The 12,766-nt window shown below is 48.0% G+C and carries 11 protein-coding genes; 2 read left to right on the top strand and 9 right to left on the bottom strand.

Annotated features, from left to right (window positions below; translation table 11 throughout):
* Positions 1–5 precede the first annotated feature (5 nt).
* From ftsN to priA, 3 genes are all read right to left on the bottom strand, one after another.
* Positions 6–965: a cell division protein FtsN gene (gene ftsN / locus WC5_RS15845; protein ID WP_000068842.1), complete on the bottom strand. Its 960-nt coding sequence runs from the start codon at positions 963–965 to the stop codon at positions 6–8.
* Positions 966–1,056: 91 nt separating this feature from the next.
* Complete coding sequence (gene cytR / locus WC5_RS15850; RefSeq protein WP_000644887.1) at positions 1,057–2,082, bottom strand: DNA-binding transcriptional regulator CytR; 1,026 nt, start codon at positions 2,080–2,082, stop codon at positions 1,057–1,059.
* A 155-nt stretch (positions 2,083–2,237) separates the two neighbouring features.
* On the bottom strand, positions 2,238–4,436 hold the full coding sequence (gene priA / locus WC5_RS15855) for a primosomal protein N' (RefSeq protein WP_010349504.1): 2,199 nt from the start codon (positions 4,434–4,436) through the stop codon (positions 2,238–2,240).
* 203 nt (positions 4,437–4,639) lie between these two features.
* On the opposite strand from priA, the gene rpmE reads away from it, so the two are divergent.
* Positions 4,640–4,852 (top strand): 50S ribosomal protein L31, encoded by a 213-nt coding sequence (gene rpmE / locus WC5_RS15860; protein ID WP_000710770.1) that lies wholly within the window; start codon positions 4,640–4,642, stop codon positions 4,850–4,852.
* Between the two features lie 70 nt (positions 4,853–4,922).
* On the opposite strand, the gene pgtA is transcribed toward rpmE, so the two are convergent.
* The 4 genes from pgtA to WC5_RS15880 all read right to left on the bottom strand — a co-directional run bounded on the left by pgtA (position 4,923) and on the right by WC5_RS15880 (position 9,812).
* A complete protein-coding gene (gene pgtA, locus WC5_RS15865) occupies positions 4,923–6,203 on the bottom strand; it encodes a two-component system response regulator PgtA (RefSeq protein WP_000132858.1) in 1,281 nt (426 codons plus the stop codon).
* 2 nt (positions 6,204–6,205) lie between these two features.
* Positions 6,206–8,173, bottom strand: a complete 1,968-nt coding sequence (locus WC5_RS15870; RefSeq protein WP_016231504.1) for a sensor histidine kinase — start codon at positions 8,171–8,173, stop codon at positions 6,206–6,208.
* A complete protein-coding gene (locus tag WC5_RS15875; protein ID WP_000619302.1) occupies positions 8,170–9,402 on the bottom strand; it encodes an ABC transporter substrate-binding protein in 1,233 nt (410 codons plus the stop codon). Before WC5_RS15875 ends, WC5_RS15870 begins: the two co-directional genes overlap by 4 nt.
* Positions 9,403–9,557: 155 nt before the next feature.
* A complete protein-coding gene (locus WC5_RS15880; RefSeq protein ID WP_016231503.1) occupies positions 9,558–9,812 on the bottom strand; it encodes a hypothetical protein in 255 nt (84 codons plus the stop codon).
* 371 nt (positions 9,813–10,183) lie between these two features.
* Here WC5_RS15880 and pgtP point away from each other — a divergent pair, with 371 nt between their 5' ends.
* Positions 10,184–11,569: a phosphoglycerate transporter PgtP gene (gene pgtP, locus WC5_RS15885; protein WP_000949935.1), complete on the top strand. Its 1,386-nt coding sequence runs from the start codon at positions 10,184–10,186 to the stop codon at positions 11,567–11,569.
* A 34-nt stretch (positions 11,570–11,603) separates the two neighbouring features.
* Here the strand turns inward: pgtP and WC5_RS15890 are convergent, their stop codons facing one another.
* Together WC5_RS15890 and metJ are read right to left on the bottom strand one after the other, a co-directional pair.
* The gene (locus WC5_RS15890; RefSeq protein ID WP_000702313.1) at positions 11,604–12,212 is read right to left on the bottom strand and encodes a YiiX family permuted papain-like enzyme; all 609 of its coding nucleotides are present in this window, start codon (positions 12,210–12,212) and stop codon (positions 11,604–11,606) included.
* A 59-nt stretch (positions 12,213–12,271) separates the two neighbouring features.
* Entirely contained in the window at positions 12,272–12,589 is a 318-nt protein-coding gene (metJ, locus tag WC5_RS15895; protein WP_000852812.1) for a met regulon transcriptional regulator MetJ, read from the bottom strand.
* Positions 12,590–12,766 lie beyond the last annotated feature (177 nt).

Raw genomic sequence — 12,766 nt, 5'->3', positions numbered from 1 at the left:
GGGTTTCAACCCCCGGCGGCGAGCCGAATGCAGTTTGTATGACCCGCCATCTTCAGGCGATTGAGGGTGCTGTCTGCGTTCTCTTTGCCTTTCACCGGGCCAATGACCACACGATTCCAGCCATTGTTGGTGGTAATTTTCGAGTCAAAACCTTCGAACGCCAGCTGAGCACGTACCGTCTCTGCCTGTTCTGCGCCTCTGAACGAACCGCACTGTACCATCCAGCGGCGTTCATCTTTTTTCTCTGCTGTCGGTTTTGGCGCGTCAGCTGCACGAGCAACTGGCGCAGCTTGCTGCGGCTTCGACTGCGCGGTAGTGTGCGCAGGGGTTTGCAGCAGATCCTGGTACGGCTGCTGAGTAGAAGCCGGTTTTGACTGGCGCGGCTGCGACTGAACCGGCGCGGCTTGCGACGTACGCGTCTGTTGTTGCCAGCTTTGTTCGGTCGTACGCGACTGCTGAGCCAGGCGTTGCTGTTCCGCTAACTGCTGCGCCTGACGCTGGCGTTGTAGCGTTTGCTGGCGCTGTTCTGGCGTTTGCTCATTCCACGGAACTTCAACTAACTGCGTTGGCTGCTGGCGCATATCGGCCTGCATTTGTTCAAGAAGCTGGCGCTGTTCTGGTGTCAGTTGCTCCGGCGTTTTTACTTCACCACCGGCAGAAGGTTCTGTTGGCGCACGCACACCCGGCTGGCGACTTTCCAGCTCTTTAATGTAGCGCCAGCGTTCTTCCGGTTTCGGAGGTAGTCCGTTTCCGGTCACTTTCTGGCTTTGCAGCGTCTCGGACTCTTCTTTCTTGTGATGCGTAATGAAGTACAGACCACCGATAAAGGTCACAAGAACGGCGGCAGCAATAGCGACCATTGCGGGAGAAACCGCAGGCAGATTTCGTTGCTTTTTCCGTGAGGTACTCTTTTTTCGCCGCGAAGGTGCCGGTTGGCTGCGGCGTACATAATCTCGTTGTGCCACTATCGTTTCGCTGTATTTATTCGTTCGTCAGCCCGCCATGTTACTTAAGCGGCGGGCCTTTGACCAGTCACGGAAGCCTTAAAGGTTTACTTTAAGTCAATGTGCGTGTCGATCCCCGGATAATAAGCTCGCAGTCCATTAAACGTGAGCCGCTGCCGACCGTTTGCCCCTGCATTTGGTCAAGCAATAACAACATTGCCTCCCGACCAATTTCATAGCGCGGCTGTGCGATGGTTGTCAGTGGCGGATCACAAAATTGCGTCAGGTCGATGTTATCAAAACCGATTATGGAAAGGTCATCAGGAACTTTCAGCCCCTGACGTTTCGCCTGCGAAAGTGCGCCAAGTGCCATCACATCGCTATGACAGAAAACAGCAGTTGGCGGTTGCGGAAGGTCAAGCAACTGCTGCATGGCTTTACTTCCGGCGTCGAAGGTGAAGTCGCCACGGGCGATATATTGTGGATCAACCATAATTCCGCAGCGACGCAGAGCCTGAACGTAACCTTGCAGGCGATAGTGACACAGCGGCATTTCTTCCGGACCAGCAATACAGCCGATCAATTTATGCCCCTGTTCATACAGGTAATTTACCGCATCAAATGCAGCAGTCAGGTTGTCGATATGAACTGTAGGCAGTTCCAGCTCCGGTGCAAATTCGTTCGCCATCACCATCGGCGGCAGATTACGCTGTTCCTCAATGCTGGCATCAAACGGCAGCCTTGAACCAAGCAGCAACATGCCATCAATTTGCTTAGTGATTATCAAATCGATAAAGGTTTTTTCCTGCTGGTTTTGATGTGCACAGTCGCCAATCAGTACCAGATATCCATGACTTGCTGCCGTAATTTCGATACCGCGAATAATTTCGCTAAAGAAGGGATCGCAGATATCCGGGACAATCACCAGAATGGTGCGGGATTCATTACGCTTGACGTTACGCCCCATCGGCTGCGGTAAATAACCCACTTCCCGGGCGGCTTTTTCAACCCGGTTACGAGTCGCCAGGGAGACCTTATCTGGATTCATTAACGCTCGGGAGACGGTCGCCGTAGAGACTTTTGCTTTCAGGGCGACGTCTTTCATGGTTGCGGCAGTTTCCTGCTTCTTCGCTTTCACACTCACTCCTCGCCTGGCACGTCAGGCGTACTACATCCGTGTTTACTTCACATCGGCAACATTTTTAGCAGATAGCGCGTGAAAACGGTTACAGAATTTTCATGAAAAGTGTGATGAATATTTAATTTTTCGATCCGCCTCGCATCGTTAGCGGTTTAACCCTCAATAGGATCGACATCCAGCACCCATTTCACTTTCCGTGAATCCGGTATTGTATTAATAAGCGCCAGCGTACCGTTAATGATGTGCTGTAAGCGCACGCGGGAAGGATGTTGCAGCAGGATCTGCCAGCGCCAGCGACCGCCGCGTTTAGGTGCCAGTGCCGGAACCGGGCCGAGAACCCACAGTTTGTCATCCGCTAGCGGACTGGAGAGGATGAGATTTCGCAACTGTTGCAGGAACAGCGGCGCGTGCTGATTGTTATGATCCTCCGCGCGCACAATCACGTGGCTGGTCCACGGTGGTAGTTGCATCATTCGTCGTTCGGCCAGCGCCTGTTCCGCAAAGGCGTCGTAGCCTTTATAGAGCAACGTTTGCAAGAGAGGATGTTCCGGATGATGTGTTTGCAGCACCACTTCGCCCTGTTTACCCGCGCGCCCCGCACGACCGGCGACCTGGGTGTAAAGCTGGGCGAAACGTTCTGCGGAACGAAAATCGGCAGAAAACAGCGCGCCGTCCACGTCCAGTAACGCCACAAGTGTGACATCCGGAAAGTGGTGGCCTTTCGCCAGCATTTGCGTGCCAATCAAAATCCGCGCGCCGCCGCGATGTACTTCCGCCAGTTGCTGCTCCAGCGCGCCTTTGCGACTGGTAGTGTCACGATCAATACGTGAAATGGGTACACCAGGGAACATCGGGGCAAGCGTCTGCTCAAGCTGCTCGGTGCCCAGGCCCACGGGCACCAGGTGCGTGGAGCCGCAGGAAGGGCACTGGCGCGGCACTGGGCGCTGGCTGTCGCAGTGATGACAGCGCAGATGCTGCTGCGCCTGATGCAGCGTGTAGTAGTGATCGCAACGTGGGCATTCGGCTATCCAGCCACAGTCGTGGCACAGTAGCGCAGGCGCAAAGCCACGGCGGTTAAGAAAGAGAATGACCTGGTTATTGGCTTGTAAATGCTGGCGCATACGGGTGATTAACGCCGGAGCCAGCCCCGCCTGCACCTTCTGACCTTTTAAATCCAGCACATGTTGAATTGCCGGACGCGCATTCCCCGCCCGGCGCGTCAGGCGCAGCAGGCGGTATTTTTTCTGCTGGACGTTGCACAACGTTTCCAGCGCGGGCGTTGCGGAGCCAAGAATAATCGGGATTTGCTCGCTGTGCGCACGATACACCGCCAGGTCGCGGGCATGATAGCGCCAGCCTTCCTGCTGCTTGTAGGAACTGTCGTGCTCTTCGTCAATGACAATCACGCCGAGATTTTTAAACGGCGTAAACAGCGCGGAGCGGGTGCCGATCACAATCGCCGCCTCGCCATTTTTTGCTTTCAGCCACGCAGAAAGACGTTCGCTATCGTTCAGGCCAGAATGCAGAACTTCTACGGGCGCATTAAAGCGTTCACGAAAACGGGCGATAGTTTGTGGTGTCAGGCCGATTTCCGGCACCATTACCAGCGCCTGTTTGCCCTGAGCAAGCACGTTTTCCAGTACACTGAGATAAACCTCCGTTTTACCGGAACCAGTAACGCCCGCCAGCAGCCAGGCAGAGAAGGTATCCGCCGCGCTATGGATGGCACCAACGGCGGTGGCTTGTTCAGTATTTAGTCGCAACCGCTCGCCAGAAACGGCGTAGTTCGTTCGCCAGTCGCTAAAATCAGGTGTTTCACTTGCTAAATCACACAGACCTTTTTTGCGCAGCGCCTGCAACGCGGCATCATTAAATTCGAGCGTGGCGACCTGGTCGCGCCAGATTTTCCCTTGCCGTAACGCCGCCAGCGCCTGTTGTTGCTTGGGTGAACGTTTCAGGCTGTTAAGATCCACCGCCTGGCCTTGTTCAGTGGCAAACCAGTACCACATCGGCGTGTTCGCCGCAGGCCGCCCCTGGCGTAGTAAAATCGGCAAGGCATGAAACAACACATCGCCAATTGGATGATGATAGTAATCCGCCGCCCATAGCAGTAATCGCCAGACGGAGTGAGTAAACACCGGCTCAACGTCCAGCACTTCAACTACCGCTTTTAGCTCGTTGAGCGGCAGCTCGCTGACATCGCTAACTGACACCACAATCCCGATGCGTTCTTGCTGTTTACCAAACGGCACGCGCACGCGACACCCGGCTTTAACCGTCATGCCTTCAGGCAGCAGATAGTCAAAGGTTCGGGGAATCGGAACGGGCAAGGCAACGTGAGCAACGGGCATAGCATCATCCTGACTTGAAATTCGGTGGAACAGTATACACATTGCCGTAGAGGAGTGCGGATCAGTTTGCATACGCTGGTTAATTTCTGTATGATTCGGCGCCTTTGATACGAAATGATCGTATTGAAACTATACTTTAAACATCGCGTGGTGTCTGGCGTTAGGGCTGGAAGAGCGACGCGGCCTTAAACCGAGGTTTTCCCATGAAAAAAGATATTCACCCGAAATACGAAGAAATTACTGCTAGCTGCTCTTGCGGTAACGTAATGAAAATCCGCTCCACCGTTGGTCATGACCTGAACCTCGACGTGTGCAGCAAGTGCCACCCGTTCTTCACTGGCAAACAGCGTGATGTTGCTACCGGTGGCCGTGTTGACCGCTTCAACAAGCGTTTCAGCATCCCGGGCAGCAAATAAGACCGGATTTCCGAAAAAAGCGCCGCACGGCGCTTTTTTTGTGCCTGAAAACCTACATTAGCAACATAACTCATTGAGTTTGTGTCTTTTTATCTTTCTTCTCATAGCGAAAATCCATTTTATCAATACCGTATTTTTTCATGCGCAAATACAGCTTTTTTCTGGGTATCTGAAAGTAATCGGCAACGTCGTTGATACGACCCTGATGGAAGTTGAGTGCATCAATAATTATTTGTCTTTCATAAGATTCTACGAGTTCATCCAGCGGTGCTGGATCCGTCTCCATCATCTGCAAACTGACCGAATCGTCCAGCATTAAAACGCCGACTGCCACCAGTTCTGCCGCATTCACCAATTCAATAATATTACCAGGCCAGGTACGCGCCATCAGTCGCTTATAAAAAGCTTTTCCCAACAGCGGCTGCTGGCGATTTAATCGTTTACAGGTGAGGGTCAGATAATGGTGAAAAATAGGTTCAATATCCCCCGGTCGCTGGCTGAGTGGTGGGCATTCAATGTGGGTGAGTGAAAAAAGAAAATACAATGCAGGAATAATTTTTTGTGCGGCAGCCAGTTCAGCCAGAGGGCTTTGATTAACAACAATCAGACGAAATGACCGATCCTGGGGTCTTTCCTGGTACTGGATCAAGGCGCGCTGATTTTCTGGCGTTAAATGCTCAAGTTCTTTTAATAACAGCGTGCCACCTTTTGCTTCTTTCACCCATTCTTCCAGGGGCTGCGGGCTATTGGCGCTGAGTGTGCGTTCAATTAAAGGCCTTTCCTTGCGAGAACTAAATTGATGAAGATAGTGGGCGGCTAATGTTCTTCCTGTGCCAGGTTCGCCGTAAAAGCAGACGGGAAGATCGGTTTCTGCCAGCGTTTCAAGCTGTTGACGTGTCTGGCGAATCCAACCACTGTTACCGATTAAGTGCCGATTAAACTGAGCGTGTCGCCATTTTTTTTGTTCCAGATAAGCCTCACGTTCAGCCAGTGCTTTTTCGATAAGTGAGAGAAATTGTTCCGGATTGATCGGCTTTTGCAGGAAATCCCACGCTCCCTTTTTTACTGCTTCAACTGCCATGGGGACATCGCCATGCCCGGTGATCATCAGAATGGGAAGATTAGGGTCAATCAGCATTATTTTTTCCAGTAGCGTAATGCCTGAAATATCCGGCATACAAACGTCGCACACCACGATGCCTTCCCACGTGTTTTGCAGTAATTGTAGAGCCTCAGAAGGGGTGCTACAGGTACATACGACATAACCCTCTTGTTGTAAGAGAGTGCTGTAGGCTTGCAGAACATCATTGTCGTCATCAATTAACAGAATTGTTGGGGTGGTGTCTGTCATGCTTAAAGTTTCCTGAAACGTAGAATAACCAGCGCATGGCGGTCGAGAGTTGACGCGATATATAACTCTCCCTGGCACTGGCGCATAATAGAATGACTAATCGAAAGGCCAATACCCAAACCTACAGCTTTGTCCGTGGTAAAAGGCGTTAATAGTCGATCAGCCAGATGCACTGGCCAGCCTTTTCCATTATCAGCAATATATAGCGTTACAGTGGAGGCTTCTTCTTCAAAGCTGATGGTTATTGTGGGTGATTGCTCCAGAGTGGCTTCCAGGGCATTCGTAAACAAATTAACTAAAACTTGTTGAATCAAAACATCATCGCCATAAACGGCAGGGAAATTATCAGGGTAGTGAAGAGAGGCCTTCAGCGGTCGATGTTTCAACGCCAGAAGTTCCCAGGATGAATAAATTACCTGCTGTAAATTGATTGCACCGCCAGCCAGTTCACTATCTCGACGGCGGGCAAAGTTGCGCAATCTTTTAACGATGTTATCCATGCGCTCGACCAACGATCGCATTGTGACAATATAATTTTTCACCAAACCAACATCTTGTTGTTCCAGCGCGCGGTTGGCGCTGAAAAGATACATAGATAATGCATTAAGTGGTTGATTAATTTCATGTGCCAGTGTTGTCATTGTCTGCCCAACCACGGCCAGTTTTGCAGTTTGGATCAATTCACTTTGTGTTGTACGAAGGTTTTTTTCTGTCGCAATACGCTCGCATATTTCCTGTCCCAGTTGACGTTGCTGTTGATTAATTTTTTCAATGGTCTGGCGGAGCAGGTTGGCAATTCTCCCAAGTTCATCGTTGCCGGAGACCGGGATATCAGCATCGAGTTCACCATTGCTTAACTTGACAACGGCATCATTCAATAACTGAAATCGGCGGATCATTCTGGGACGAATGTAGAGGTAATTTACCAGAATGACGAACAGTAAGGCGGTAACCATAGCCGCCAAAATCAATAGCCCGCTGATTTGCATTATTTTTTCCAATCGGAGATTGAATGTTTGCAATTGTTGATGGCTATTACCTAATTGCGCTTCTAATTGAGCGCGTATTTGCGTAAATACACGCTCTTTATCCCCGATAGTACTCATGAGTGTTTGTTGAGCTTGTTGCCAGGCGGCCAGGGTTCCGGGTAGATAATTTTGCTGAGTACCCAACTCCCACAAGGAATAAACTGTCTGGTGTAATGTAATGGTACTGGAATAAGAAGATAACGACCGCACATTTTCGTCAATGCTGTGTTTCAAAAAATTCAAATACTGAATATGTTGTTTTAACGCGCCTATATCTCCGCTATGCGTGTTAAGCATCTCCTTTAGCGTACTGACGATTTGGGTTTCTATATGTGAAAGTTCGAAAACGAGCTGCAATTCTTTTTGAATGGTTTGCTGAGCATTTTGCAAACTCTGTTTTTCGGGTAGATCTTTTCGTTGGCTGAGTTGATTTAGCAACGACGATTGTTGCCAACTTAAATCCTGAGTAAGTGAGTTGAGTTCATTATTAAAGTCATCATGCAGCCAGTTAACTCTTGAGGATATAACGTCGAGTTTCCCTTTTTCCTGATTGTTGTTGTTCAATGCGTTATCGAGCTTGTTAAGCAGTCTGGCACTACTGGCGACCTGTTGGTTAAGCGCACGTTGATGTACTGAATCAAGATGAGGGTTAATAGCCTTAATTTTTTGTAGCCGTTGTTCAATCTGCTCCCTTACCTGAAGACGACTAGCGGTATTGGTTGTCTGTTGTAGCTCATTAAATTCGTTTACCAATGCGGTGAGGTTTTCTTCAAAAAGAAATGAAGCCTGAATCCTCGGGAAATAATCATCAAGCGCGTAGCGAACCTGAGAATTTTGTTCATACCAGGAATAGAGGCTGACTACGCTAACGAATAGCGTAAGAACGGCGCTAAAAACAAAGGCGAGCCGTAAGCTCGTCCCTATAGTATGTAGTTGTTTCACTTTAACGACTCAAGTTGTGTGTTCACCAATTGCTGCTGATGCAGGAAAAACTGCTGCCATGCCATGAGCTGAGCTTCACGAAAGCCTGATTGCAGTTCGAATTGCTGCAGGTACATGGCATTAACGGACTGCTCCGGGGTAACAGGAACTGCTGTTAATAATGCACGCACATCTGGCAATTTACGCTTAAGCCGATGTTCTGCGGCATATAATGATTTCCAACTGTTTTGAAGCTCGGTAAGGCGAAAAGTAATCGCATTATCAAATAACAGTTGCACAAGCTTTTGACGCTGCATAATCAACGGATAATCAAGGGAAGGGGAGGCAAATAATCGCAGTTGTTGATCCGCGAGTGGAGTACCGGAGGGTAGCGGATATACCGGATACTTTCCTGAATCAGAATCGCTTAATGCCTGTTGTCCTTCCTGGCTCAACAAAAAATTAATAAAACGCCCCGCCTCCTGTGGATGTTTACTACCGTTTGCGATGGCAATAAACATTGGTGCTGCGCGAGAGTTGGGGAAATAACTGAAACGTAAAGTTGAATTATTAAGCAGTACGTTAGCGTAATTGTCGATGACTGGACCAGCGTCTCCCAGCCCTGTACTGATCTTATTTGCTACGCCAAAGCTGCGTGATGAAATGGTAGCGAGATTACCGCCTATTTTCAGTAGAGTACCCCAACCATTACTCCATCCTTGTTGTTGCAGGAGATCTTCAATCATCAGATGTGTGGTATCTGAACGTGAAGGGCTGCTCATTAATAGTGTTCCTTGATAACGTGACCTGCTCAATTCCTTCCATGAAGTAGGTACTGGCTCATTTTTATCTTCCAGATGCGCCACATTAATCAGGATGCCATAGCCCGATACTGCAACCGCAACGGTGGTTGAACGAATAGATTCGGGTACTAACTTTCTGCTTGTTTCTATTTGATTATTAAATGGCTGGAGCAGATTTTTACTTTGCAACCGCTGTAGCAACATGGGAGATGAACTCAGTACCAGATCAATATTTTCACCCAATGGATTTTCTAGCAGGCGCTCAATGGATGCACTGGTTCGGTTAAGCGTTCGGATTTTGGTTGCCAGTGGTTGTTTTTGCCATTGACTGATAATGTGCTCCGTCGCTTCCGAAGAAAGCGTTGTAGCAATCACCAGCTCTTGCGCTGAGGTGACATTGACGCATAAAACCCAACAGATTAATGCTCGCTGTATAATACGAATCATGTCAAAAATCCTATTAACGAGAGAAAAACTCTTACGCTGTAATTCATATCATTATCCGTTAGCTAATATACACAATGACTGTAAGACGCTGATGTCAGTATCGGAAATTTCATTAATTCAGATGTAACTAGCGTCACTATATCTGGAAGCGGTTATCAAAAAAAGATCAATATTGCACCTCTGAACATGTGTATCTTACGGAAATAGCGATTGTTACGGCTATTCCCGGTAATTAATTTCGACATTTGTGCTATCGGATTCAGGCCCTGACCGGATTCTATTGTTTCTTTGCGCCAGCCTTCAGAAGCCGGAAGAATGGCTTTAATTCGAGCGCAAATGTGCTTGTCACGAGGGATAACATGAAAATGTTTAAGCCCTGCTTGTTGTTGAACGGTGATGGAAATTTTCATGTTGTGTAGCATGATCTCCAACAGGGTAAAATCGAGCCTCTTCAATGATCACGTATATGGATACAAAATATGTGACTGACCTCAAAAACTGAAAAAATTAATAAAAGTAATTATTTTTTATTGGGGCTGTTGTAACCCGTTAATGCCTGAATAATGGCTTCGTTCTATTTTGAGATATAAAAATGGGAAAGAAATGGAACATGATATTTGTATTTTTGAGTCAGTTTTGACTCATATGCCCTGTATTGTAACTTAAACTCACTTGCTTCACTATCTTCAAAACCAATGAAGCAAGGGCTTTTGCAATACTCATCAGAGAGTAGCAACTGGTATTGCTGTTTTAAATAACTCTATGAACTGGAAGGTGATATATGCTTTCTCTATTGAAACCTAAAGTGGCAACACATCAGGTTCCTGAAAGTGAAATAAAGAATACCTATAATCGTTATCGTATGCAGGCGCTATTTAGCGTGTTTATCGGTTATCTTTCGTATTATATTGTCAGGAATAACTTTGTTCTCTCCACACCTTATTTAAAGCAAGATCTTAATCTGTCTGCGACTCAAATAGGTCTACTTAGCAGTTGTATGCTGATCGCCTACGGTATTAGTAAAGGGGTAATGAGTAGTCTGGCAGATAAAGCGAACCCTAAAGTTTATATGGCTGTGGGGTTGGTTCTTTGTGCTCTCGTTAACGTGGCGCTTGGTTTTAGTTTTGCTTTCTGGATGTTTGCGGGACTTGTTATTTTAAATGGTCTCTTTCAAGGGATGGGGGTTGGTCCTTCGTTTATTACAATAGCCAACTGGTTCCCTCGTAAAGAACGGGGCATCGTCGGTGCGGTCTGGAATATTTCGCACAATGTTGGGGGCGGTATTGTTGCTCCGATTGTTGGTGGTGCATTTGCTGTGCTGGGTACTGAACACTGGAAAATAGCAACATATGTTGTTCCAGCGATTGTCTCTGTTGTTATTGCTATTGTGGTACTCATGTCAGGTAAAGGTTCGCCCGTAAGTGAAGGTTTGCCGCCATTAAGCGAAATCGTCCCGGACGACGTCAGCATTAAAGCAAAAGATGATCGTGCGCCGGAAGATATGACTGCCTGGCAAATTTTTTGTACCTATGTGCTAAAAAACAAGAATGCATGGTTCGTCTCTTTCGTTGATGTTTTTGTCTATATGGTGCGTTTCGGAATTATCAGTTGGTTGCCTATTTACCTGTTAAGTGTGAAACATTTTACGAAGACTGAAATGAGCACGGCATTTTTAATCTTCGAATGGGCGGCGATTCCAACTACGTTATTTGCTGGCTGGTTGAGTGATAAATTATTTCATGGTCGCCGTATGCCACCCGCTATTATCAGTATGGTATTGATTTTCTTCTGCCTGCTGGGCTACTGGAAAAGCGACTCTCTGCTCTCTATTACCATTTTTGCTGCCTGCGTAGGCTGCCTTATTTATGTTCCGCAGTTCCTGGCTTCTGTTCAGACAATGGAAATTGTCCCCAGTTTTGCCGTGGGTTCTGCAGTCGGTTTGCGTGGTTTTATGAGCTATATTCTTGGCGCAACGCTTGGAACAAGTCTGTTTGGTGTTATGGTCGATCAGGTTGGTTGGGATGGCGGTTTTTATCTTCTGCTTGCTGGTGTTATCTGCTGCATTATTTTCTGTACGTTAACGCACTTTGGCGCGATCGCCATGGAACGACAGCGTCAAAATGACGTTGCTGCGTTTTCGCAAGAGCTTCAGACCGACAAAAGTTAGGTTTTAGGGGGCCAGTTATGATGCGATTGGCCCATTACCATGAAAACAGCGACCATTCTTTAGCAACGGTAGTGAGTTGCGGCGCATCGAAAACGGCTTGCGGTGAGACTACTGTTTCTTCAAGCGGGATATTTTTGCCGTAGCGTTCTTTGAGCTTTGCCTGAACCAGCGGGTTACTAAGATCGAACTCTTTTAGTTTTTGCTGCTCACCCACGCGTATTCCCAGCGCGTTCTGATAAACCTTCCACACCACTTCTGAACAGTACTGGCGATCGTCGCTCCACGAAAAACTGAAGTCATACGGTTTACCCAGATAACGTTTTGCCGTTTGCGCCAGTTTTTGCTGTTGTTCGGTTGTTAACCCACCTTCAACGCGGCGAACAATATATTTGCTATCTTCACCGTGGGCGATCCACTGCTTGAGCGGGGTGTATTTCACCGGGCCGACCGCTTCAAAGACGTAGGGTTTTTTATTGCGTATAACCAGCATACCGGTGTGGCTGTAATCGGAATGGGTCGCCAGTTGGATTGCTTTACTTTGCGATGAGTGAGAAATTTGAAAGATGATGTCGCCGGTTTGCGGTTGCCAGGCAAGAGCAGGCACAGAAACCAGCAGGCTGAGGATCAGTAGCCTGATTTTCATCGTTAAACGTCCATGTATGAAAAAAGCGGCTGGTTAACTCCGCGCCGCTCTTTTCCGCTTTAGTATTCCCACGTCTCCGGGTTAATCCCCATCTCACGCATGATCTCTTTTGCCGCTTCCGGGATTTCGTCGCTGCGCTCTTTACGCAGATCGGCATCATCCGGCAGAGGTTGCCCGGTAAAGGCATGCAGAAACGCTTCGCACAGCAGCTCGCTGTTAGTAGCGTGACGCAGGTTGTTCACCTGACGACGCGTACGTTCATCGGTGAGGATTTTTAACACTTTAAGAGGAATGGAAACCGTAATCTTTTTGACTTGTTCACTCTTCTTACCGTGCTCAGCGTATGGGCTGATATATTCGCCGCTCCATTCAGCCATGAGATACTTAATCCTCTTCGTCAATAAATTGAGACCAGACCACACAGTTTATAAGGGCACTGGTCATAAACCCGCATAGTTTACCGCACAGGCGCTACCGTGACATCGTGTAATGCGCCTGCCAGTGTGATAATGCATATAATTTTAACGGCAATTTCGGATTTGCTCAATCTATAC

It is taken from the genome of Escherichia sp. KTE114, from assembly GCF_000407765.1.
GTDB lineage: Bacteria > Pseudomonadota > Gammaproteobacteria > Enterobacterales > Enterobacteriaceae > Escherichia > Escherichia ruysiae.
This window is presented reverse-complemented; position numbering and strand designations above follow the sequence as displayed.

What these genes read in the sequence shown, in the direction of transcription:
- WC5_RS15880 (WP_016231503.1), bottom strand. Translation starts at nt 9,812, where the DNA reads ATGAAAATTTCCATCACCGTTCAACAACAAGCAGGGCTTAAACATTTT.
- metJ (WP_000852812.1), bottom strand. Translation starts at nt 12,589, where the DNA reads ATGGCTGAATGGAGCGGCGAATATATCAGCCCATACGCTGAGCACGGT.
- priA (WP_010349504.1), bottom strand. Translation starts at nt 4,436, where the DNA reads ATGCCCGTTGCTCACGTTGCCTTGCCCGTTCCGATTCCCCGAACCTTT.
- rpmE (WP_000710770.1), top strand. Translation starts at nt 4,640, where the DNA reads ATGAAAAAAGATATTCACCCGAAATACGAAGAAATTACTGCTAGCTGC.
- WC5_RS15875 (WP_000619302.1), bottom strand. Translation starts at nt 9,402, where the DNA reads ATGATTCGTATTATACAGCGAGCATTAATCTGTTGGGTTTTATGCGTC.
- WC5_RS15890 (WP_000702313.1), bottom strand. Translation starts at nt 12,212, where the DNA reads ATGAAAATCAGGCTACTGATCCTCAGCCTGCTGGTTTCTGTGCCTGCT.
- pgtA (WP_000132858.1), bottom strand. Translation starts at nt 6,203, where the DNA reads ATGACAGACACCACCCCAACAATTCTGTTAATTGATGACGACAATGAT.
- pgtP (WP_000949935.1), top strand. Translation starts at nt 10,184, where the DNA reads ATGCTTTCTCTATTGAAACCTAAAGTGGCAACACATCAGGTTCCTGAA.